This is a genomic window from Priestia iocasae (assembly GCF_016909075.1).
GTDB classification, from domain to species: domain Bacteria; phylum Bacillota; class Bacilli; order Bacillales; family Bacillaceae_H; genus Priestia; species Priestia iocasae.
In genome coordinates, this window is record NZ_JAFBFC010000007.1 from 1 (window position 1) to 23,594 (window position 23,594).

Genomic DNA, 23,594 nt, shown 5'->3' on the forward strand with positions numbered 1-23,594 from the left:
CCTAATCAATAACAAACCGATAGGTTTGTGTTCTTAGGAATCCCCCACTTCAATTAGACCGTAAGGTCAATAAGTGGTGGGTAGTTCAAGATAATAGTACAGGAAAGCTTATTCCATTTGCGACAGTAAAAAGCGGGCGTCCGTTACAAGTTGTCACTATAAGTGGAAATTGGCTTGAAGTAACCGTGGCAAACCGTCAAGGCTTTCTCTATATGAACAGTGTCACTTTTTCACCTAAAGATATCGTCAATCCGAAAACAGTCTATACGTATACACAAATGGAGCGGGATCTTGGAATTCTTGAAAAGATGTACAGTGACTTTTTAGAAGTACATACAATTGGTCAATCTGTAGATGGACGTGAGCTTTATGCAGTAAAGCTTGGAAAAGGGAAGAAAGAAATTTTCATTAATGGGTCTCATCACGCTCGTGAATACATTTCTACCAACTTAGTGATGGAGAAGATTGATCAATATGCGTATTCGTATGCAAAGGGAACAAAGATTGGGTCGTATCATACACGAACGATTTTAGATGATACAGCAATTTGGTTTGTACCGATGGTGAATCCAGACGGTGTGTCACTCGTTCAATTGGGTCATAAAAGCGCCAAGCGACCACAAGAAGTACTAAAAATGAATGGAGGCAACACGAACTTTGCAGCGTGGAAAGCCAACATTCGAGGTGTAGATTTAAACAAACAATATCCTGCGAATTGGAATAACTTGTGCTGCAACGCGCGTTATCCAGGTCCGCAAAACTATAAAGGAACAAAAGCACTTAGCGAGCCTGAGACAAAAGCGTTATACGATTTTACATTAAAGCACAACTTCCGAGCAGCCATCTCTTACCACTCATCAGGAGAAATTCTGTATTGGTATTTTAAGCAGCAAGGCAGTCAATTGAGCCGTGATGAAAAGCTGGCGCGAAAAGTGTCTAGGGCAACCGGTTACTCAATGGTGCCAAAATCAGCGAGTGGAACAGGTGGAGGCTATACGGATTGGTTTATTAGCAGTCAAAAAATGCCCGCTTTCACACCTGAAGTATCTCCATATGCGGGACATCAACCAGTCCCATTAAGCAACTTTGATCGTATATGGAAGCAAAATGTAACCATTGGGTTAATGGTGGCGAATGAAATGAAGTAAGTGAATAGACAAGAGGGTTATCTTTCAGGAAAATAGACCTAAAGATAACCCTTAAACATGTGTTCAATGTAACCGATAAAAAAGAGGATGAAACGAGTACGGATGGAGGTTGGATGTTTTGCAAATTTATAATCAGTTAGGTGCGTATGCAAATGCCGCCTCACAAAGTGCCCTGATGATAAAGCAAGGTCAACAAGTAACGGGGACCATTCAGCATGTATTGAATGAATTTGAAGGAATGATGACAGTAAACGGAAAGCTCGTACGCGTAAAAGTTGATCAGCCGATTGAGGTTAATCAAAAGATGACAATAGATGTCACGAACGTGTCAGAAGCTGGTCTAGAAGGAAATGTAGTGAAGCAAGCTGTTTCACAGCCTATCCAATCAGCGGAACAGTCTGTTGATCAACTTTTAACAGATGTGCGTAATCCACGCGTTCGAGAAGAGGTAAAGGGGATTGTTCAAGCTCTGGAGCAAAAAGGGGTATCACTGAAAAAAGAGGACATTCAAAAGCTGATTACATTTGTTGCACAAGCAAAAGGAACAGTCGAGCAGAAGCTTGCAACCATTGAAGCGTTACTTGCAAAAAAGTTACCAATCACCCCTGAACTCTTAACACCTATTCATGAAGCATTACATCGTCAATCGATGACGGAGTGGATAGAAGCAGAGCAAGCACCTGTTGTTAATGACAATCCAGAGATTGTGTCAACTGTTGAAGAAGCTGTACAAAATTTTTTACAAGAGCCGATCACCGAAGCCGATTTAGCGGAAGGTGTACACGCTCCTGCTGTTCAGCAGACACAGACCTCAACAGTTTCAAAGCAAATGATTGTCAAAGTAGTAACCGAACAGCTCGCGCGTCTAACGAATGAGTTCGCAGAAGGAAAGCGCACGGTATTTAAAAGCGTTCAAGCGCTCAGTGAATATGTTGATCCGGAAAAACCTGTTCCTGAGCAAGCACATAAATGGCTAGATGCCGCGATTAAAAAGGTCGATGATCTCCTTTTAAAAAGCAATATGATGCTGTATGCCGACATGAAAACGGAAAAGCAGCTATTAGAAGTGAGTACATTGCTTCAACAAGCTAAAAAGCACGTGACGACTGGCAATGTGAAAGAGGGAGCGACGGCGATTCAGCACATTAAAAGCCTACTTGAAACAATTGAATACAAGCCGTCTGTAAATAAAATGGTTCATCTTGTCCAAGGAGAGCTGCCAATCGCTCAAAAGCCAAATCAAGCTTCACATGCTAAAATGGTGACACAACAAGGAGAACGTAACGAACTCGTTGCTCAAAGAGTCAGTGAAAAAAATCAAGCTCCTCACGTTTTTTCACAAGTGCAAAGGATGGTAGAGGAAACAGGAGAGCAAGCATCAGGGAGACAGGTGTTAGAGGTATTAAAGAAGCTTGGGGTTGGGCATGAACGAGAAGTAGCTCGCTCGCTCTTTTTTCAACGTGAAGCGCAGCCTACGTCTCAGCAAAATGTAAAAGAAGCGTTATTACAGCTTGTTCAACATTCTCCAAATGGGAAGGTACCGCTTCAAGTCGAGCAAGCGCTGAATCATGTAACGGGTCAACAATTACTCAGTAAGCCAGAGTCGGGTACGAATGTACAAAGTCTGTTCTTTCAGTTACCTTATATGCTAGAAGATCAAATAAAAAGTGTAAATGTTTATATCAATTCTCAAAAAAAGCAAGAGACCATTGATTGGGAAAATTGCAGCTTGTATTTCTTGTTTGAAACAAACAAGCTTGGGCCGATGGGTGTGTTATTAACAGCGGTAGACCGAAAGTTAACGTTAACGTTTAAAAGCAATGACGAACAATTTGCTGAAAAAGCAAAGCCGCTTGTAGAATGGTTAAAGGAAAACGTGCAGTCAGTTGGATTTCGTATTGAAGGTGTGAACTATCAATCGCTCATCCAACAATCACCACCTGTAGTAGAAACCGAACCAGAAGCAATCAAGCCAAAAACGAATCAATCTACCGAAGAAGGGTTTGATTTCTCAATATGATGTATCAACAGATTAATCAGTTAAACCGTCAGCATCAACCGAAAAAGCGAGCAACCGTCATTCGCTATGAAGAAAATGCTGATCAATCCCCGAAAGTATTAGCGCAAGCAACGGGTGCTGCGGCTCAACAGCTGGTTGAGCAAGCACAGCAGCGCGATATCCCGGTGGAAGAAAATATGGTATTGCTTAACCATCTTCTTGATTTAGACTTAGGTGAGCAAGTACCGCCACAGTTGTATGCGGTCATTGCAGAAGTATTGCTATTCATTCAAGAAATTGAGAAAGAGGAAGGAGATCATTCGCTTGGAGATTCAACGACTACAAAAAGCATCGTTACAGAACGTTCAGACGGCTAGCAAAGGAGTGACTCCTTCTACTTCATTTACAGAAGTAATGGGGCAAAAGCATCAAGATGCCACGTATGAGCGGCTGCATAAATTGATGCAGCAAATTGAGCATCAAGGTGAAATGTTGGCAAAGCACCGTTCTGTTGATGGTCTTCGTCAATATAAAAAGCTTGTTAAACAGTTTATGGATGATGTGGTAAAGAGTGGTTTGACACTTGATCAACAGCGTGGATTTAACAATCGTGGCTCCTACACCACTTATCATACCGTTAGAGAAGTAGATGGTAAGCTTCATGACTTAACGGCAGCCGTTCTTCATAAAGAACAAAATCAGCTTGATTTGCTGAAGGTAGTAGGAGAAATTCAAGGGTTGCTTGTTAATTTATATGTGTAAAAAGAGAAGGCTATTTCAAAAGGTACAAAGAGATGTTTCTTTTGAAGTAGCTTTTTCTTTTGCGAGTCATTGGGCTAAAAGGGCTATAAGAGGGATTGAATAATGCAAATGGCTTGGAAATGGTGTACAATATAAGAATTGAAAAGCATCGGCATAAATTAGCTTGATGAAGTAAGTTTGTAACAATGCATCGATAATCATAGATAAAATTTTTCTAAAAAACAAAAGGATGGATCCTTGATGAAAACGGCAATTATTACAGATAGTACAGCTTATATTGACCAAACCATACTCCATAAGCTCAACATACATATGGTGCCACTTAGTGTGATTTTCGGTAATGAGACATACCGAGAAGAAATGGATATTACGGCAGAACAATTTTATGAAAAGGTACGTGAAGCAGAAACGCTTCCTACTACGTCTCAGCCACCCATTGGCCAATTTGTAGAATTGTTTGAACAACTAAAAGAAGAGTATGATGCTGCAATTGTTGTGACACTTTCTAGTGGAATTAGTGGAACGTATCAAGGAGCAATCACGGCAGGAAGCATGGTAGATGGAATTGACGTTCACGTTTATGATTCTGAAATTAGTTGTATGATTCAAGGCTTTTACGTATTAGAAGCTGCACAAATGGCGAATGAAGGCAAAGGATCTGATGAGATTTTAGCTCGATTAGAAGAGATGAAGAAATCCATCTCTGCCTATTTTATGGTGGATGATTTATCACATCTTCAGCGTGGTGGACGTTTGAGTGCTACACAAGCATTTGTTGGTAGTCTCCTTCAAGTGAAACCACTTCTTCATTTTGTTGATAAAAAAATTGTTCCATTTGAAAAAATTCGCACACGTAAAAAGGCGATTAAACGAATTGTAGAGGTTCTAGATCAAGAGGCAGCACATAACGAGCCAATGAAAGCGGTCGTGATTCATGCAAACCGTCAGGAAGAGGCGGCTGAGCTAAAAGCAGAGCTTGAAAAAGAATACCCGCAAATTGAATGGGGAATTTCACATTTTGGTCCCGTTATCGGAACGCATCTTGGAGAAGGATCCATGGGAATCGGCTGGTATAAAATATAAGAAATGAAAAGGTGTTTGAGTGAAGCGGATGTTTCATTCAAACACTTTTTTGTTGTTCGTTTTTCCAGTTTTTTGTATACTTGTTGCTGTAAACGAAAGGAATGATGTGATGAAATTTTACGTGGAAAACGAACACCTCATGAACCATCAAAAAGGTAAACCTATCTCTCATTGCTCTCCGTGGACCTCTCCACCGCTAAATCCTACCTTTTCTTACTCCTCAGAGCTTCAGCACCTGTTAGTCGGAAAACAGCTACTCATTGATGATATTCCCCTTTTAGTTGAAACCATTCATGATCATTATCAAAACGGCTATGTATCGTATCGGAAAGGAATTGTACACAAGCCGACGATGATGTGTAATCGCTGTGGGAACAAGCACCTTTTTTATTCATTCCATTGTGCTCGCTGTGATCAAGTGTGTACGTATTGCCGTGCGTGCATCATGATGGGAAGAGTCAGTGAATGCACGCCGCTGATTAGTTGGAACGGCCCCACGATTCCTCATTCTGAAAGCACTTCGTTTCTTGCATGGAAAGGAACACTTTCACCTGCTCAACAACTCGCTGCTTCTGAAGTGGTATCCGCTATCCATCATAACGAGGAGCTGTTAGTGTGGGCAGTTTGTGGAGCCGGTAAAACGGAAGTACTGTTTGAAGGAATTCATACTGCGTTACAAGAAGGAAAACGCGTCTGTATCGCCACTCCTCGAACGGATGTTGTTTTAGAGCTTGTTCCTCGTTTGCAGCAAGCATTTCCTCATGCGAATGCCATTGGCTTATATGGAGGAAGTCCTGATCGTCACGTCTATTCTCCGCTCGTTTTAACGACCACTCATCAACTCTTTCGCTTTTACCAAGCGTTTGATGTCATCATTGTGGACGAAGTTGATGCATTTCCCTATTCTGCCGATGAAACCCTACAGTATGCTGTTCAGCAAGCGAAAAAGCCTCATGCCACGACCATTTATTTAACCGCAACCCCTAATGAAAAATGGCAACAAGACGTAAAAGCCAAAAAGCGAAAAACAGTCAGAATTCCCGCTCGTTATCATCGCCATCCAATCCCTGTTCCGAGCTTATGTTGGTGTGGAAATTGGCAAAAATCATTAAAAAAAGGACGGTTACCCGTTCCGTTTAAACAATGGCTTCAAAAACGCATCACTGAAGTGACGCCTTGTTTTATTTTTATCCCTCGCATCGACGTGCTTAATCAAGTTGTTGCGCTCATTCGAGAAATGGGCGTCTCGGTAGATGGCGTTCATGCAGCAGATGAGCATCGAAAAGAGAAGGTCGAGCAATTTCGTAAAGGTGAGCTCTCTGTTTTGGTTACGACCACGATTTTAGAAAGAGGTGTAACGGTTCCTCGAATTGATGTAGCGATACTCGGGGCAGAAGATCGTATTTTTACAGAAAGTGCTCTTGTTCAAATTGCAGGGCGTGTAGGTAGAAGCGCTGAGTATCCAACAGGTGAGAGTACCTTTTTTCATTATGGAAAAACAAACGAGATGCTAAAAGCAAGAGCGCACATTATCACGATGAATGTCGAAGCGAAAAAGCGGGGACTTATCGATGGATAATTGCCTTTACTGTCATCAGCCTCTTCGACACAGTAGTAGTTGGCATCATTTCTTTTCGCCCAATCATCGTGTGCAGCTTTGTCATATGTGTAAAGAAAAGCTGCTAAAAATTTCAGGAGAACTGTGTCAGAAATGTGGGCGTCCTCTGTCAGCCTTATCGCCTCAATATTACCAAAGCGGGCTGTGTAGCGATTGTCAAAAATGGGAGCAAGATGCCGTCTACAAAGGAACGCTAGGACAAAATCGCTCTCTCTATTTGTATAACTCTTTTTGTAAAGACGTCATGGCTCAATTTAAATTTCGCGGAGATTATGCACTTCTTCACCTCTTTCAAAGTGATTGGGTTACGTTGTACAAACAAGTGTATTCACCCGCTTACTTGTTAGTGCCGATTCCGCTTAGTGATGAACGATTATATGAACGAGGATTTAATCAGTCATTAGCACTGGCAGAGTTATTATCTTCTAACATTTATGAAGGATTAACTCGCATTCATCACGAAAAGCAGTCTAAAAAGTCACGAGGAGAGCGTTTGGAGATGAAAAGCGTGTTTAATGTGAGGGATGGTTCGAGGTTGAAGAGCAAAGACGTTGTTCTTATTGATGATATATACACAACGGGAATGACTTTGCATGCAGCGGCTATCGTATTAAAACAAGCAGGAGCAAATTCTGTTCAATCATTTACGCTTGCAAGGAGTTAACATCTCTAAAAAAGAGACGATATAATGGGTAAATAGTCGTGGGTGGAGGGGTTTAGATGGGCGAAATTATTAATTGTCCAACATGTAACAATATTTTTATGAAAAATGCGTTCCGAGATGTGTGTGAAGCATGCTTTAGGGAAGAAGAAAGACAATACGACTTAGTGTACAACTTTATTCGAAAGCGTGAAAACAGAACCGCAACGATGCTTCAAGTAACGAAGGCAACAGGTGTGCCAGAAACACTTATCTATAAATTTATTAAACATAAACGTCTGCAAGTTTCACAATTTCCGAATCTAGGGTATCCGTGCGATCAGTGCGGAGAGCTCATTCAAAAAGGAAAGCTCTGTGAAACGTGTCAAACAAGCTTTAATCAACAGGTCAATAAATTAAAAGAAGCAGAAAATCGTAAGGCAGAAGACCTTAAAAACCAGCAAATGCGTACGTATCACACATTTGATAACAAAGATAGGAAGTAAAGTGAGAGATTAGAAGTGAAACATACAACGAGAGAATAGGCCGAAAAATCTAGTCTAATCCTTGCTTTGTGCTATTTGTATCATCTTTTATGAAAAGGTTAATTTATCATCAAAATAGCCGATAATAAAGGTAATCAAAAGCGGATTGAAAGGGTGAGAAAATGAAAATTAACGGATACGGATCATTTAATATCAATCCTTATAAGAAACAGATGGATAAACAATACAAAATGGATAAAACAAATGATAAACAAGATAAAGTCGAAATTTCTGCTCATGGAAAAGAAATGCAGCATGTAAATGAATTCACCACTGAGCGTCAGCGAAAAGTAGAAGAATTGAAAAAGCAAATTCAGCAAGGTACGTACGAAGTGAAGCCAAGCAACATTGCAAAGAGTATGGTGGACTTCTATACGAAAAATAATTAGAGAGTTGGATGGACGTGTCAATACAAGCTCTTTTTAACCTTTTAACGAAGCTCGTCACCTTGCATCAAAGTCTGCATCAATTAGCAGAGCGGAAAACAGACGCCATTAAACGCGGTAGCATGGAAGAATTAAATGCGTTAATGACAGAAGAACAAGCCCACATAGCAGCCATCGCAAAGCTAGAAGAAGCAAGAGTAAATGCACTGAACGAGCTCGTAAAGGGTCACCTTCTAACAGGACAACATCCAACGCTACAAGATGTAATCAATAGGGCAGATGAAAAAGAGCAGCAGCAACTAACGAGCGTACAAACCGAACTTGTTCGTTGTTTGTCTGCGCTAAAACAACAAAATGACCTGAATCAGCAGCTCATTTATCAATCTCTGCAGTTTGTACATCTAACAATGGATCTTGTACGTCCTCAAGCAAAATCCTACAATTATGAGCGCCCAAATGGAGTGAAGCAATCTTTGCCTCATTCTTCTTTCAACTCAAAGATCTAATGAAAAAGGAGGTATGAACATGGGTTCAACGTTTCATGGTTTAGAAGTGGCTAGACGAGGAATGACGGCTCAGCAATCAGCTCTTTATACAACAGGGCACAATATTGCTAATGCCAATACACCCGGCTACACACGTCAGCGTGTTAATTTCATTCAAACAGAGCCATATCCGGCGCCTTCAATGAATCGTCCGCAAATTCCAGGACAAATGGGTACGGGCGTAGAAGCAGGAAGTATTCAACGTGTCCGCGAAGGATTTTTAGATGTCCAATATCGCGGTGAAAGCAACAAACTAGGCTATTGGGAAGCGCGTAGTAGCGATATTTCACGCATGGAAGATATTTTTACGGAGATAGGCGGGAGTGGCCTATCAAAAGTAATGGATCAATTTTGGCAGTCTTTGCAAGATGTAAGTGTTAATCCAGAAAATGAAGGAGCACGTGCGGTTGTGAGACAGCGTGGAATTGCTGTAGCCGATACGTTTCATTATTTAAATGATTCCCTGCATCAAGTGCGAAATGAAATTGGTAGTCAAATTGGGGTTTCAGTGAATGAAGTTAACTCAATTTTAGAGCAGGTTGCCAAAGTGAATACACAAATTAATGAAATCGAGCCACATGGCTATTTACCAAATGATTTATATGATAAGCGTGATCAGCTTGTTGATCAGCTTTCAAAGCAAATGGCAGTCAAAGTGACACCGGTCAAGCCTGATCTTACTCAAACTAACGCTTCACCACTCGCAGAAGGATCATATACGATCTCGTTCATGCATGAGGGTGTCGAGTATAAATTAGTAGAGGGATCATCCTTTGACAAATTGTCAGTAGAAGGAGGAACGGATATTGATGGAGACGGCGTAGCTGAAACACCAGGTGCGACGTTTACGAGCTTTAAGGTAACAGGATCATTAAATGGCGATCAAACCATCAATGCTGGATCAGGAAATGAAGCAAGTTTGCCACTCGGAAAGCTAAAAGCATTGGTTGAATCGTATGGATACGGAACAACCGATCCTCAAAAAGGATTGTATCCACAAATGATTGATAACATGGATCGTCTTGCGTATTCGTTTGGAACATTGTTTAACACGGTTCATCAAGCAGGCTATGGCATCGGAACGGACAATACAGGTAAGTCATTCTTCGATGGATTGGGAACCGATCATAAAGGAGCAGCGAAGTCCATCAAGCTTCATGCAGATATTGAAAACGACTTAAAAAACATTGCCATTTCAACCGAAAATGGCGAGTCTGGAAACGGATTGCATGCGATTAATCTCGCAAACTTAAACAATATTAACCTCGCAAATGGATCAATTCCATTAGAAGGCATGGCAGCTATTGCGCTACCTGCAGGAATTCTCCAAAATGGAACGTTAAAAACAAATTATTCTGGCTGGGTTGGAAAGCTTGGGGTCGATGGACAGCAAGCAGTGCGTATGCAGCAAAATACAGATGTGCTACTGCAGTCGGTTGAGACGAGAAGGCAATCAATTAGTGCCGTATCGTTAGACGAAGAGATGACAAATATGATCAAATTTCAGCACGCCTACAATGCAGCGGCACGTAATATGACAGTCATTGATGAAATGCTCGATAAAATTATTAACGGTCTAGGTGTCGGAGGAAGGTAGGGATAGGTAATGCGCGTAACACAAAGTATGCTAGCGAGCAATATGCTTAGTAACTTAAGTAAAAGCTATGCAAACATGGGGAAATATCAAGATCAACTTGCGACGGGTAAAAAAATTACGCGTCCATCTGATGATCCTGTCGTCGCGATGAAAGGAATTACGTATCGCACGAACTTAATGGAAGTGGAGCAATATAAGCGAAACTTCTCAGAAGCATATACATGGACAGAAAACACGGATGCGGCGTTAGACAAAGCCACCCAAGGCCTACAGCGACTTCGTGAATTAACCGTTCAAGCAAGTAACGATACGTATGAAGGAAATCAGCGTAAAGCAATTGAAGAAGAAATTAAGCAGCTAAAAGAGCATCTCGTCACGATTGCCAACACAAAAGTAGGTGACAAATACATCTTTAATGGGACAAACACGTCAAAAGAGCCTGTGACAACGAACGCAGGTGGCACGGTTGCGACTACATCAACGAATGCAAACGAAGTGAAAATTGAGCTGTCTAAAGGGATCTATATCGGTGTGAATGTACCTGGAAACAAGCTATTTAACGCAGACTTCTTTAAGCGAATTGAAGATCTGCAGACGAAATTAATGAGTAATGCTGGTGACATTGATGCTTCTTTAAAAGATCTCGATGACAACATCAACGCCGTTCTAAGTGTTCGCTCTGAGATCGGCGCACGCCAAAACCGTATCGAAATGATGGAAACACGTATTGACGAACAAGAAGTGATCGCTAATCGCGTCCTATCTGAAAACGAAGACGTTGATATTGAACGTGTTATTACCGACTTGAAAACACAGGAAAGCGTTCATCGTGCCGCGCTTGGTGTTGGTTCACGAATCATTCAGCCAACACTGATGGACTTCTTAAGATAGAATTAGAATGTTTGATTTATAGTAAAAACAAATTTGTAACAATCACTGTCACATTGTCCATGCGTTGAATGGAAATGAAGGGGCAGTGATTTTTGTTAGGTGTTTAATCCATTCTAAACAGAAGAGGAGGGTAAAAGATGCGTGTGCCACAAATTCGATTAGAATCCACTTCAGCGAGGATTAGCATGAATAGTACTCCTGCAACGATGGAGATTTCTCAGCCGAAAGCGGATTTGTCCATTGAACAGCCAAAAGCCGAAATGAACATTGAGCGTACCCCTTCGCAGCTGACAATTGATCAAACGAAAGCATGGGAAGACATGGATTTGAAGCATATTTCAAAACGAATTGAAGAAGCAGCGGACCAAGGCCATCAAGACTGGTTGGCTGGATTAGCACGAAGGTCACAAGAAGGAGAAGACCTCATGCGAATTGAAGATGGAGGTAATCCGATTCCTCAGCACGCCCAACAAAACAGTGAACCACCAATCTATGATTTCAATATCGGCTGGATTCCGTCTCATGACAGTGTGAAAATCAATTACACACCAGGAAAAGTCGACATTCAATGGAAACGAAATGATCCAATTATTCAAGCCAAAACAAATAAGCCGACACTCAACGTAGAAAGAGGAAAAGTCGACATTGAGATGGAACAGAGAGCTTCGCTGAAGATTGATTTTGACAACCTCTATTACCGAGGGATCAAGTACGAACAAAAAATATAAGGTTGTGAATGCATGAACATTGAAACGAAATATCATGGAGAGCTTGACATCAACAAGCAAGACATTCTCCGATTTGACGATGGAATTCCAGGGTTTTTAGAAGAAAAAGCGTTTGTCGTGTTACCGTTGGCAGAGGACAGCCTGTTTTACTTGCTTCAATCCGTTCAAACACCAGAGCTAGCGTTTGTTGTTGCAAATCCCTTTCTCTTCTTTACGGACTATGATTTTGAAATAGACAAGGGTTATTTGGAGAAACTAGGGATTGAAAGTGAAAAAGATGTAGCGGTTTATTCAATCTTAATGATTAAAGATCCAATGGAACACTCAACAGCGAATCTACAAGCACCGGTCATTGTAAATACGAAAAACAACAAAGGAAAGCAAATCATTTTAACGAACACAAATTATCAAACAAAGCACAAGCTATACAAACAACCTGTAAAGTAAGGAGGGAGGGACATGCTCGTTCTCACACGAAAGAGTAAAGAGTCCATTCAAATTGGCGATGACATCGAAATCACCATTTTAAAAGTCGAAGGCGATCAGGTCAAAATCGGCATCAATGCCCCAAAGCATATCGACATTCACCGAAAAGAAATCTATCAAGCCATTCAGCAGGAAAATAAACAAGCATCGGAAACAGCCATTGATTTACTACAGCAGCTAAAAAAGTTAAAAAAAGAGAAATAAATTCACGTTAAACCTCTAAACAACTGTGTCTCCATGACGATATAAACACTGTAAAGAATAAGTCGAAAGGCGGCCGACTTCTCGACCTATTCCAAACCATCCACAAGGACGTGGAATATACATTCAAGGAGGAACAATAAAATGAGAATTAATCATAATATTGCAGCGCTTAATACTTACAACAAGCTAAATAGTGCTTCAGCTGGTCAATCAAAATCAATGGAGAAATTATCTTCAGGTCTTCGTATTAACCGTGCGGGGGATGATGCAGCTGGCCTTGCGATTTCTGAAAAAATGCGTGGGCAAATTCGTGGGTTAGACATGGCTTCGAAGAATTCACAAGATGGAATTTCTTTACTACAAACGGCAGAAGGAGCATTAAATGAAACGCATGCCATTCTACAACGTATGCGTGAGTTAGCTGTACAAGGTGCTAATGATACTAATGTAACAGCTGATCGTACAGCAATTCAAGATGAATTAAACCAATTAATGTCTGAAGTTGATAGAATTGCTACTACTACAGAATTCAATACTCAAAATTTATTAGGTGGAAGCTTCTCAGGTACTCTTCAAATTGGGGCAAATCATGGTCAGGTAATTAACATTGGAATCTCTGCTATGAATACTGCTGGATTAAGTATTTCAGGAGCTACTATCTCAGTTGGAACTAATGCCGCAGCAAGCTCGTCTATTGCTGCTTTAGATACTGCTATTGCAAGTGTATCTACTCAACGTTCTAAACTTGGTGCTTATCAAAACCGTCTAGAACATACAATAAATAACTTAGGCACGGCTAGTGAAAATCTAACAGCCGCTGAATCACGTGTTCGTGACGTTGATATGGCTAAAGAAATGATGGCTCAAACTAAGAACTCTATTCTTTCTCAAGCTGCTCAAGCTATGCTTGCTCAAGCTAATCAACAACCACAAGGTGTATTACAACTTCTTCGTTAATAGTAGTAATTTTAAAAAAATATCGTGCTTTATTTTGAAGCACGATATTTTTATTAGACTTATTACTTCTAGGAGGTCAACAAAATGAAGCCTTTCATGTCATTATGCATGATTGTTAAAGACGAAGAACAAGTGATTGACCGTAGTTTATCTTCCATTTGGCATTTAGTAGATGAAATAATCGTTGTGGATACAGGATCAAACGATCACACTAAAGAAATAGCAGCAAAGTATACACCTCATATTTATGAATTTAAATGGATAGATGATTTTTCAGTCGCACGAAATTATGCAGCATCTAAAGCTTCGGGAGAATGGATTCTTGTAATAGATGCAGATGAATATGTAGATGAAGAAAATTTTAAAGAGTTTATTAAAGAGATAAAAAATGATAAAGGCATGTATGATGCTTACAGTGCAAAAATATTAAACTTTACCGGAAATTATGGAGAGAATTTAGTGCAGAATTTCCATGATCGAATTTATAAGAATAATAGTCAAATTAGTTATTATCGTAAAATTCATGAACAATTTAAAAAACAGAGTGGTGAACCACTGAAAAGTAAAAATTCTAATTTGCTTATTTTTCACTCTGGGTATTTAAACGAAACAGTCGATAAAAAAGAGAAAAAACAGCGAAATAAAGAATTATTAGATAAAGAAATGAGTAGCGGTGATAATAATGCATTTGATTATTTTAATTTTGGAAACGAATATTTTTCCAGCGGTGAATATTCAAAAGCACTGGAATCTTATTTAAAGGCATATAAACTTAAACAAGACTTTCGCCTTTCATGGGTGTCGACTACATTAATTCAAATAGTTATCTGTTTAATCCATTTAAGGAGATATAACGATGCGATAAAAGTCATAGCAGATGCTGAATCTATTTATACTACTTCCCCTGAAATCCCATATTTAAAAGGGGAAATATTTTTTGTCAGAGGTCAATTGGAGGATGCAAAAAATATGTTCCTTCAAATAATAAATAATAATGAAAAATATCATCATGTTATCATGAGACCTGACTTAAAGGATCAAAAGCCACATAATCGATTAGGGCAAATTTACCTTTATGAAGAAAATTATGAGAGGGCGATTTATCACTATACTAGTGTATTGAATATAAATAAATATAATCAAGAAAGCATAAAAAAGGTAATATACATCTTAAATAAATTTCATTCAGTTGCAGAAATTTCCAACTTCTTTAATAGGGAAAATTTAGTGGATTCTAAAAATATCAAGTATTATGTTGAAGCAAGTTTTGATTTTGGAAACCCTGATTTAGCATTATCAATTCTTGAAAACTTTTATGAAGAACATAAAAATTTGTATAGTGTTGGATTATTGAAAAAATTATGTATTAAAAAAGAAGAGAATCTTGAAGCGTTTCAAGATGGTTTGGATTATTCGTTAATAAAGGAACTAGTTCAATTAAACTGGATCAATGTTATAGATGTTTTTTTATTAAGGGAATTTATGAAACAGAACAATATAGAGTGTGACCTTATGATACATTTTGAAAAAGAAAAAGCCCTTAAAACATTAATTGATATATTACATAATGAATATGTTGAAGAAACAATTGAAGAAAGCTTATTTATTTTTTCTTTACAAACGCTCATTAATTATAAACAATTTTCATTATGTGAAACTTTGTTAAGTAATATTCAACATCTGAATCAAAAAAGTGTTTCAAAAGTAGCGGCTTTGCTATTTTCAAATGGATTTAAAACAGAAGCTTTACAATTATATGAAAAAGCGGAATGGAATTACTTCTCTGAGCAAGATTTTTTAAATATAATCAATAGTTTATTACAAACAGAAAATATTGCTGACGCTTTAAATATTACGAAGTATGCAATGTCAATTTATGAACAAGATTTTCGATTTTATAAAATAATATTAGAACACGCTCAGGAAGATGAATTGTATGAAACTACATTACTAAGAGCAAGAGAACTATTTTTAGATAGCTTTTATTTAGAAAGGTTCAATTAGTAACATTACGAGATTAAAAACAATTTCATTTTTTATAAAGTTAATTGTGAAGCATTCTACATTTAGAAAGAGGAATGAGATTGAAAATATCATTAGCCATGATAGTCAGGAATGAAGAAAGATATATAGAAAGATGTATACAGAGTGTAAAAGATTTTGTAGATGAGATTGTGATAGTAGATACCGGATCAACCGATCATACAATCAATATCATTAAAAAGTATGAAAACATTAAATTATATCACTTTGAATGGTGTCATGATTTCTCCTTAGCACGTAATTTTTCGATTGAAAACACTAAGGGAGATTACATATTAGTGTTAGATGGCGATGAATACGTATCTAAGGGAACTAGAAACGATCTAGAATTATGTATGGCCCATAATAAAATTGGTAGGATATTAATTGATAGTCATTTTAAAAAAGACAATCAAGTTTATCATTCAAAATCTTATGTTTCTAGATTTTTTCCAAGGGAAGTTAGATTCGTTGGGGCAATTCACGAGCAGCTTGAAAGCAATATTCCTAGAGAAAAGCTAAATTTAATTTTTAAACATGATGGTTATTTCGAAACTAAAAAAAGTCAAAGAAATATTCCATTGCTTATAAAAGAAATTAATAAAAATCCAAAAGATGTATATTACCTTTTTCAATTAGGCAAAGAATTACGTATAAATAAGCAGTTTAAAGAGGCATTTTACTTTTTAGAGAAAGCATATAAATTGGCGACTATTAACACTCCATATTATTGGGAATTAGTTGTAGAGTTAATTAATAGCGGGAAAGAATGTGACAGGGAAGAAGTGTTACATATAATAAACCAAAACAAGGAGCATTTAAAAAACGTTTCAGATTTTCAATTTGCCAAAGGGTTATTTTATTTGAATTATTGCTTGGCATTTCCTAATAAAGCACAAAACTATATTCAAAGAATAGAGGATAGTTTTCTATCCTGTTTAAGTCTAGGTGAAACAGAGTACTTGGAATATTTACAAGGTACTAGTAGTTACTTAGCTGCTTACAACCTCGCTGTCTTTTATGAGGTGACTGGTAATATTAATAAAGCTATTGATTATTATCAACAATCCTCTCAATACGGATATTCGTTAGCTGAGAGTCGTCTAGCAACATTAATGAATAATGAGTCTTAGGAGAATTAAAATCTTTAATTAAATGGCTGTGTTAAAGGTTATTATTGATTAGAGCGGAAGGCGTGAGAATCCTTTGGAAATACAGGGCCAATAAGGCTCCTAAACCGAAAATCAACAGATATATTTAACATATCTAATTAAATATAGAACCTGAAACGGTTAGTTAATTATTTGAATACATATTACATTGTGGGGGATTTAAACAATGACTGTCCTTAAGAGGATTGAAGGTTTTATAGTAAATAATGATATTGAACAAGCTCTTAATTTAATTATAGAAATCAAACAAGAATTTTTGAATAATGCAGAATACTGGAATTTAAGAGGGGTATTATGTTTAAAGGTCGAGGAATATAAATCAGCTGCCGCATGTCTTAAAAATGCACTAAGCATAGATCCAGAAAATGCAAATGCTTACTATAATTATGCGTACGCACTTGAAAATATGAGGAATGAAAGTGATGCAGCTTTTCATTACGGATTGGCCTATCGGTATTCAATAGAAAATGATTTAAAGGATGAATTATTATCTTTATATGATAATCAAATGGAACTAAAGAAAATTTTTAATTCTACAGCGTTTGGATCTTTAAACCCTTTTAAAACCCCCTCAGTAAGTATAATTATCCCTGCATATAATCAAAAAGCCTATCTTAAAGAGGCTGTTGAAAGTGCCTTGGCTCAAGACTATCCAAATTTAGAGGTTATAGTCGGCGATGATAATTCGACTGATGGAACTGACGAATTAATGAAAGAGTATTTAAAATATCCGAATTTAAAGTATATTAAACGAAGAGAAAATTTGGGAGCAGGTAATAATTCAAGTGATTTATTCTATAATCACTGTACATCTAAGTATGTAATGATTCTTAATCACGATGATTTTTTAGTAAAAAAGGATTATATCTCACAAGCAATAAATCTATTAACCAAAAACCCAACCCTTTCATTTGTATGGGCAAATTGCTATGTGAGACAAGAAGAAACCCAAATGTTTAGTGAAACGTCATTTAATTTACCTATGATTACAGATGGTTTAACATATTTTGTTAAATATGAGACGGAGGATTATAAGCATATCACAGGTGTCTTAACTACAGTTTTTGATAGGGAAAAGGCTATGACTCTAGATTGTTTAAAAGAGGAAACTAAATCAAAAGATTTATTTCTATATTTAAAGCTAATGCTTCTTGGTGATGTTGGATTTATTAAAGATAAAGTGTCAGTTTATAGAGTGCACAGGAATAGTATAAGTAATAATATGCCGACTGAATATGATTACACAACAATAGATGAATTAGAAAAATTAAAAGAAATTGCTTTTAAAAAGGGAATTAATCGATTAGATTTAGAGAATTGGTTGCTAATTAGACTTGCAAAATATTTTAGTTGGAGATTAAGTACCTTGAAAAATACGGGAAAACATGAATTAGCAACAAATTTGTTTAATGATGTAGTAAAAAGGTTTCCTGAGTTAAAAGTATATATAAAGATTCGTGAATGAGGGTAAATCTCATTATGAAATGCTATGGCGACGAACCCCCGTCACCATCTACCATAAAAAGCAAAATTTGATATATATAATTTGAATTTCGCAATATGTTCTAATAAGTAAAAATCTTTTTACTATAGAAAAATCTATAAATATTATAAAGCTTCTGCTGTTAGGTTTGATTCGAAGCCAAGCTTTCCAGTAGCTAAATAGGGTGATAGGATGGAATTTGAAGGGATTCATTTTAAAAAATGCGTTATTGTTTTTTCAGGGTTTAATCAACGAGCAGTAATTTCGTGTTTACGAACCTTACATAAGAATAATATAGACTACGCAATCATTGCAAAATCAGAGGAGGACAGAATTTTTTTAACAGATTATAAAAATGAGGTACGTGCAATTCGTCAATCGATACAGCTTAATAAAGAGGATCTTATTGAATCGATAAAAGAAGTGCAAAGAAAAAAAAATGCAGATAAATATATTATTGCACCATCAACCGAGGCACTAAACAGGTTTTTACTTCAGAATAGAGCAGAGTTTGAAGAAAATCGTTGTATAATCCCATTAGTCAATGAAGATTTATATGAACTGATTTCTGATAAGTATAGTTTTGGCCATTTATGCTCTAAAAACAACATACTAGTTCCTAAAGAAGTTAATCTTAAGAAAGGTCTTCTATATCCTTTAGTAGCAAAACCAAAACATTATTTATCAATGAAAAATAAAGAAGTATTATCTCCTATTATTATTAATAATTCATTTGAACTTGAAAATTTTTTAAAGAAATACGAAAAAAAAGAATTTTATTTCCAAGAATTTATTAATGGGCGAAGTTTTTACTTATTATATTATTTTCATAGAGATGGAACTATTTTTAAATTTTCCCAAGAAAATTTGGTACAACAGCCTGGTGGAAAGTCAATGGTGGCTGCTATTTCTTCTGATTTTCACAATACATCTGAATCTAGAAAATATGAGAACTTATTTAAGATGGTACACTTCTTTGGATTTGTTATGATTGAAGTAAAAGGGGATAATAATAAATTTTACATGATTGAAGCGAATCCTAGGTTTTGGGGACCTTCACAATTGTTTGTAGATGCCAATATAAATTTCTTTGAAGCATTTTTTCATGATTTTGGTCTAATAGAATCTCTAGGTAAGTTTACTGATCCGTCAGAAAAAATAAAATATTTTTGGTTTGGTGGATTGGGAGAAATACTTCGCAAAAATAAAAAACCAACATTTTACCAATGTAATGAAGACGATTGGGTAGACTTTTTTCCTGAATGGTTAGAAAACGATGTTTACAGAAGGCCAGATACAAAGTTGATTTTCAAAAAGGAGCTACTTCAATGAGTACGGAAAAAAATAAACTTAAAGAGCTTTATTCAGAAATGAGTAAGCACTCAAGTTATCAGATACTATCTAAGAGACTTTCGGAAATTATTAATCATAACGAAATAAAAGTCAAAACAAGGTATGAGAAAGAGCGGTTAAAATACATAACAGAAAACCTTGATATCCATAACAAAAAGATATTAGATATTGGAGGAAATACAGGCTACTTTACATTTGAAATGATAGATCAAGGCGTAGAAAAAGTTCATTTTTACGAAGGGAATAAAACACATTCTGAATTTGTAAGACTTTCATCAAAAGTTTTGGGTGTTGAAAAGAAGATAGAAATTACCAATGAATACTATAGGTTTGATGACGAATGTAGAAAAAAAAAATATGATATTATACTGTTATTAAATGTTTTGCATCATATTGGTGATGATTATGGTGATAAAAAATTATCAATAGAAAAAGCAAAGGGAATTATTGTTGAACAATTAAATACATTAGCGGATACTACTGAAATAATGGTTTTTCAATTGGGTTTTAATTGGAAAGGGAATAGTGAATTAGGTTTATTTGAAAACGGAACGAAAGAAGAATTAATTAGATTTATAAAAGATGGAACTGAAAAAAAATGGGGAATTATCGAAATAGGTGTTGCGGAACAAATAGAAGATTCTATTCATTATAATAAATTAAATAAAGAAAATATTAATCGATTTGACCACTTAGGAGAGTTTTTAAACAGACCTATCTTTATTATGAAATCATTAAAGTGACTATGTTTAAAAAATCTTTAGAACAATGGGTTGTGCTATTATTTTAATGTAGTATAACAATTTGGAGATGAATCATAAAAATGGTAAAACGCTTTAGAGAACCAATTTATGTGACAAGGCCAGTACTTCCGGATATAGATTCTGTAAATGATGCAATTGGAAAAGTGTGGGTAAGTAAATGGCTAACAAATGGTGGTTTACAGCATAAGGAATTAGAAAAACAATTACAAAATTATTTGAACGTTGACCATATATCTTTATTTAACAATGGAACGCTAGCATTGGTATTAGGAATAAAAGCTTTAGAATTAACTGGAGAGGTTATTACTACACCATTTACATTTCCTGCTACAGTACAAGCTTTAGATTGGAACCACTTAAACCCAGTTTTCTGTGATATTAACCCAAAAACTCTCAATATCGATGCAGATAAAATTGAGGCGCTTATTACAGATAAAACAAGTGCTATCCTTGGGGTACATGTTTTTGGAAACCCATGTGAAGTAGGTAAAATTCAGCAAATAGCAGATAAATATAATCTTAAAGTTATTTATGACGGTGCACATGCATTTGGTACGAAAATTAAAGGTAAGCCTATAGGTAGCTTTGGTGATATGACGATGTTTAGTTTTCATGCGACAAAGCTTTTTAACACTGTAGAAGGTGGGGCACTTACTTTTCATGATGAAGAAATAGGTGAAAAGCTAGCACTATTAAAGAACTTTGGTCTTGTCAGTTCAGAATCAGTCGTATTGTCAGGATTAAATGCGAAAATGAATGAAGTTCAAGCAGCTATTGGATTAGAAGTTTTGAAATTAGTAGATCAAGAAAGAGTGCGGAGAGATAAAGTTAGGGAAACATATGAAAAAAATTTAGCTGATATACCAGGAATTAGGATCATTACGGGCTTGAAAAACAAGAGTAGTAGTTACCAGTATTTTGTGATTGAAATTGATGCAAGCAAGTATGGTAGGACAAGAGATTGGATTCATAAAGAACTTGAGAAGTATAATGTGTATACAAGAAGGTACTTTTATCCATTATGTAGTGATTTTCATTGGTATAAACACCTTGATTCTGCACAACCAGAGAATCTTCCTCAAGCGCAAAAGTCTGTACAGCAAGTACTTTCATTGCCTTATTACGGAGATTTAGAATTAGAATCTGTAGAAGGAATTTGTCGAATATTACGTGAAATGCATACTAGTGCTCCATTTTTGATTCCGATTAAAGATTAGGTGGTTATTTATGAAGGGAATAATCTTAGCTGGTGGCTCTGGTACTCGACTATACCCGTTGACTAAAGCAGTATCAAAGCAAATGTTACCAGTGTATGACAAACCAATGATATATTATCCGTTGTCAGTATTAATGTTGGCGGGCATAAAACAAATCTTAATTATTTCTACTCCAAGAGATATAGGAGGATTTATAGATCTTTTAGGAGATGGAAGTAAACTTGGAATGAAATTTGAATATGAAGTTCAAGACAAACCAAATGGTATTGCTGAGGCCTTTATTATTGGAGAGAAATTTATTGGTAATTCATCTGTAGCACTAGTGTTAGGTGATAATATTTTTTATGGGTCAAATTTCGGAAACAGATTATATCAAGCTGCTTCATTATTAACTGGAGCCATTATTTTTGGTTGTTATGTTAAAAATCCACGATCGTATGGTGTTGTTGAAGTAGATGAACGAAAGAATGCTATTTCAATTGAAGAAAAACCAAAGCACCCTAAATCCTCTTTAGCAGTTCCAGGTTTATATTTCTTTGATAATAACGTAGTACAAATTGCAAAAAAAGTGATTCCTTCTGCCCGAGGAGAATTAGAAATTACTTCAGTAATAAATGAATATCTTAAGAAAGGTGAATTAAAGGTTGATGTAATGGGAAGAGGTCTGGCATGGCTAGATACTGGAACTCATGAATCTCTTCTAGAAGCATCTAATTTTGTTGAAGCAATTCAAAAGCGCCAAGGGTTATTTATTTCGTGTATTGAAGAAATTGCCTATAGAAGAGGTTATATTACCAAAGAGCAACTAATTGAACTTGCTAGGCCCTTATTAAAAACAGAGTATGGTAAATACTTAATGGAAGTTGCTGAGGAGCTACAAAATAAGCAAGCTATATATCTATAATTAACAGTTTTTATTATAAGGTTTAGCAGATTTTAAAGGAGTTTGTTATGAATATACTGGTAACTGGCGGGGCAGGGTTTATCGGATCTAATTTTATTAAACATATGATTTCAAAGTATGACTATACGATAGTCAACTTAGATTTACTCACTTATGCAGGAAGCCTAAAAAACCTTAAAGAATTAATGCAACATGATAACTATCATTTTGTAAAAGGAGATATTGGTGATCGAGAATTACTAAAGGATCTTTTTGAGCGATTTAAGATAAATGTTGTAATAAATTTCGCTGCTGAATCTCATGTTGATCGTAGTATAGAGAATCCTGGCGTTTTCTTGAAAACGAATGTACTCGGTACTCAAGCTTTACTTGATATAGCATTAGATAATTGGAAAGTTGATTCTTCTGATAAATACAGTAAAAGATTTAAAGACGGAGTTAAGTTTATTCAAATATCTACAGATGAAGTTTATGGATCATTAGGAAGTGAAGGATATTTTACAGAAGAGACATGTCTTTCTCCAAATAGTCCATATTCGGCATCAAAGGCATCGGCTGATATGATAGTAAGAGCATATTATGAAACATACGGACTTCCTATAAATATTACAAGATGTTCTAATAACTATGGTCCAAACCAGTTTCCTGAAAAACTAATACCACTAATGATTTATAATGCTTTAATAGGGAAAACTTTACCAGTTTATGGGGATGGCAAGCAAATTAGAGATTGGTTACATGTTGAAGATCATTGTATTGCAATTGAAACCGTTCTCCATAAAGGGAAAGTAGGAGAGGTTTATAACATAGGTGGAAATAGTGAAAAAGAAAATATTGAAGTTGTTAAATTAATACTTAAGTCTTTAGGAAAAAATGAAATTTCAATAGAGTACGTAAAAGATCGCCTAGGTCATGACAGAAGATATGCTATTAATAATTCAAAAATAAAGGAAGAGTTAGGTTGGGTTCCTAAATATACCTTTGATCAGGGTATGGAATTGACAATTAAATGGTATTTAGAAAATAGAGAGTGGTTGGAGTCTATTTTATCTGGCGAATAACAACTTAAGAAATTTGTTACTGTGAAAAT

24 protein-coding genes are annotated in these 23,594 nt (G+C 36.3%); all 24 read left to right on the forward strand.

What is annotated here, in order from left to right; genetic code table 11:
- Window positions 1-185 precede the first annotated feature (185 nt).
- The 24 genes from JOC83_RS16325 to rfbB all read left to right on the forward strand — a co-directional run bounded on the left by JOC83_RS16325 (window position 186) and on the right by rfbB (window position 23,565).
- Window positions 186-1,148, forward strand: a complete 963-nt coding sequence (locus tag JOC83_RS16325; protein ID WP_205188460.1) for a M14 family metallopeptidase — start codon at window positions 186-188, stop codon at window positions 1,146-1,148.
- A gap of 118 nt (window positions 1,149-1,266) precedes the next feature.
- On the forward strand, window positions 1,267-3,168 hold the full coding sequence (locus JOC83_RS16330) for a hypothetical protein (RefSeq protein WP_205188461.1): 1,902 nt from the start codon (window positions 1,267-1,269) through the stop codon (window positions 3,166-3,168).
- Window positions 3,165-3,524 carry an EscU/YscU/HrcU family type III secretion system export apparatus switch protein gene (locus JOC83_RS16335; protein ID WP_205188462.1) on the forward strand — a complete coding sequence of 120 codons (360 nt, stop codon included), beginning with the start codon at window positions 3,165-3,167 and terminating at the stop codon, window positions 3,522-3,524. Before JOC83_RS16330 ends, JOC83_RS16335 begins: the two co-directional genes overlap by 4 nt.
- On the forward strand, window positions 3,472-3,909 hold the full coding sequence (locus JOC83_RS16340) for a YaaR family protein (protein ID WP_205188463.1): 438 nt from the start codon (window positions 3,472-3,474) through the stop codon (window positions 3,907-3,909). The genes JOC83_RS16335 and JOC83_RS16340 overlap by 53 nt, the downstream gene beginning before the upstream one ends.
- A 240-nt stretch (window positions 3,910-4,149) precedes the next feature.
- Window positions 4,150-4,992: a DegV family protein gene (locus JOC83_RS16345; RefSeq protein ID WP_205188464.1), complete on the forward strand. Its 843-nt coding sequence runs from the start codon at window positions 4,150-4,152 to the stop codon at window positions 4,990-4,992.
- Window positions 4,993-5,101: 109 nt separating this feature from the next.
- Window positions 5,102-6,571, forward strand: coding sequence for an ATP-dependent helicase ComFA (locus JOC83_RS16350; protein WP_239583597.1), 1,470 nt, complete (start codon window positions 5,102-5,104; stop codon window positions 6,569-6,571).
- Window positions 6,564-7,274, forward strand: coding sequence for a ComF family protein (locus tag JOC83_RS16355; RefSeq protein ID WP_239583598.1), 711 nt, complete (start codon window positions 6,564-6,566; stop codon window positions 7,272-7,274). Before JOC83_RS16350 ends, JOC83_RS16355 begins: the two co-directional genes overlap by 8 nt.
- A gap of 56 nt (window positions 7,275-7,330) precedes the next feature.
- Window positions 7,331-7,756, forward strand: a complete 426-nt coding sequence (locus tag JOC83_RS16360; RefSeq protein ID WP_205188466.1) for a TIGR03826 family flagellar region protein — start codon at window positions 7,331-7,333, stop codon at window positions 7,754-7,756.
- Between the two features lie 161 nt (window positions 7,757-7,917).
- A complete protein-coding gene (gene flgM, locus JOC83_RS16365; RefSeq protein WP_205188467.1) occupies window positions 7,918-8,184 on the forward strand; it encodes a flagellar biosynthesis anti-sigma factor FlgM in 267 nt (88 codons plus the stop codon).
- 8 nt (window positions 8,185-8,192) lie between these two features.
- The gene (locus JOC83_RS16370; protein WP_205188468.1) at window positions 8,193-8,687 is read left to right on the forward strand and encodes a flagellar protein FlgN; all 495 of its coding nucleotides are present in this window, start codon (window positions 8,193-8,195) and stop codon (window positions 8,685-8,687) included.
- A 19-nt stretch (window positions 8,688-8,706) separates the two neighbouring features.
- Entirely contained in the window at window positions 8,707-10,323 is a 1,617-nt protein-coding gene (flgK, locus tag JOC83_RS16375; RefSeq protein WP_205188469.1) for a flagellar hook-associated protein FlgK, read from the forward strand.
- 9 nt (window positions 10,324-10,332) lie between these two features.
- Window positions 10,333-11,214 (forward strand): flagellar hook-associated protein FlgL, encoded by an 882-nt coding sequence (gene flgL / locus JOC83_RS16380; RefSeq protein WP_205188470.1) that lies wholly within the window; start codon window positions 10,333-10,335, stop codon window positions 11,212-11,214.
- Between the two features lie 137 nt (window positions 11,215-11,351).
- Window positions 11,352-11,942, forward strand: coding sequence for a DUF6470 family protein (locus JOC83_RS16385; RefSeq protein WP_205188471.1), 591 nt, complete (start codon window positions 11,352-11,354; stop codon window positions 11,940-11,942).
- A 12-nt stretch (window positions 11,943-11,954) separates the two neighbouring features.
- Complete coding sequence (gene fliW, locus JOC83_RS16390) at window positions 11,955-12,389, forward strand: flagellar assembly protein FliW (protein ID WP_205188472.1); 435 nt, start codon at window positions 11,955-11,957, stop codon at window positions 12,387-12,389.
- A 12-nt stretch (window positions 12,390-12,401) separates the two neighbouring features.
- A complete protein-coding gene (csrA, locus tag JOC83_RS16395) occupies window positions 12,402-12,632 on the forward strand; it encodes a carbon storage regulator CsrA (RefSeq protein ID WP_205188473.1) in 231 nt (76 codons plus the stop codon).
- Between the two features lie 141 nt (window positions 12,633-12,773).
- Window positions 12,774-13,589: a flagellin Hag gene (gene hag, locus JOC83_RS16400; RefSeq protein ID WP_205188474.1), complete on the forward strand. Its 816-nt coding sequence runs from the start codon at window positions 12,774-12,776 to the stop codon at window positions 13,587-13,589.
- A gap of 84 nt (window positions 13,590-13,673) precedes the next feature.
- Window positions 13,674-15,593 carry a tetratricopeptide repeat-containing glycosyltransferase family 2 protein gene (locus JOC83_RS16405; RefSeq protein WP_205188475.1) on the forward strand — a complete coding sequence of 640 codons (1,920 nt, stop codon included), beginning with the start codon at window positions 13,674-13,676 and terminating at the stop codon, window positions 15,591-15,593.
- An 80-nt stretch (window positions 15,594-15,673) separates the two neighbouring features.
- Window positions 15,674-16,744 carry a tetratricopeptide repeat-containing glycosyltransferase family 2 protein gene (locus JOC83_RS16410; protein ID WP_205188476.1) on the forward strand — a complete coding sequence of 357 codons (1,071 nt, stop codon included), beginning with the start codon at window positions 15,674-15,676 and terminating at the stop codon, window positions 16,742-16,744.
- A 205-nt stretch (window positions 16,745-16,949) separates the two neighbouring features.
- Complete coding sequence (locus JOC83_RS16415; protein WP_205188477.1) at window positions 16,950-18,248, forward strand: glycosyltransferase; 1,299 nt, start codon at window positions 16,950-16,952, stop codon at window positions 18,246-18,248.
- A gap of 210 nt (window positions 18,249-18,458) precedes the next feature.
- Complete coding sequence (locus JOC83_RS16420; protein ID WP_205188478.1) at window positions 18,459-19,598, forward strand: ATP-grasp domain-containing protein; 1,140 nt, start codon at window positions 18,459-18,461, stop codon at window positions 19,596-19,598.
- Window positions 19,595-20,362, forward strand: coding sequence for a methyltransferase domain-containing protein (locus JOC83_RS16425; protein WP_205188479.1), 768 nt, complete (start codon window positions 19,595-19,597; stop codon window positions 20,360-20,362). The genes JOC83_RS16420 and JOC83_RS16425 overlap by 4 nt, the downstream gene beginning before the upstream one ends.
- Before the next feature lie 80 nt (window positions 20,363-20,442).
- Window positions 20,443-21,600 (forward strand): DegT/DnrJ/EryC1/StrS family aminotransferase, encoded by a 1,158-nt coding sequence (locus tag JOC83_RS16430; RefSeq protein WP_205188480.1) that lies wholly within the window; start codon window positions 20,443-20,445, stop codon window positions 21,598-21,600.
- Between the two features lie 10 nt (window positions 21,601-21,610).
- Window positions 21,611-22,504, forward strand: coding sequence for a glucose-1-phosphate thymidylyltransferase RfbA (gene rfbA / locus JOC83_RS16435; protein WP_205188481.1), 894 nt, complete (start codon window positions 21,611-21,613; stop codon window positions 22,502-22,504).
- A gap of 47 nt (window positions 22,505-22,551) precedes the next feature.
- Window positions 22,552-23,565: a dTDP-glucose 4,6-dehydratase gene (gene rfbB / locus JOC83_RS16440; RefSeq protein WP_205188482.1), complete on the forward strand. Its 1,014-nt coding sequence runs from the start codon at window positions 22,552-22,554 to the stop codon at window positions 23,563-23,565.
- Window positions 23,566-23,594: the final 29 nt, after the last annotated feature.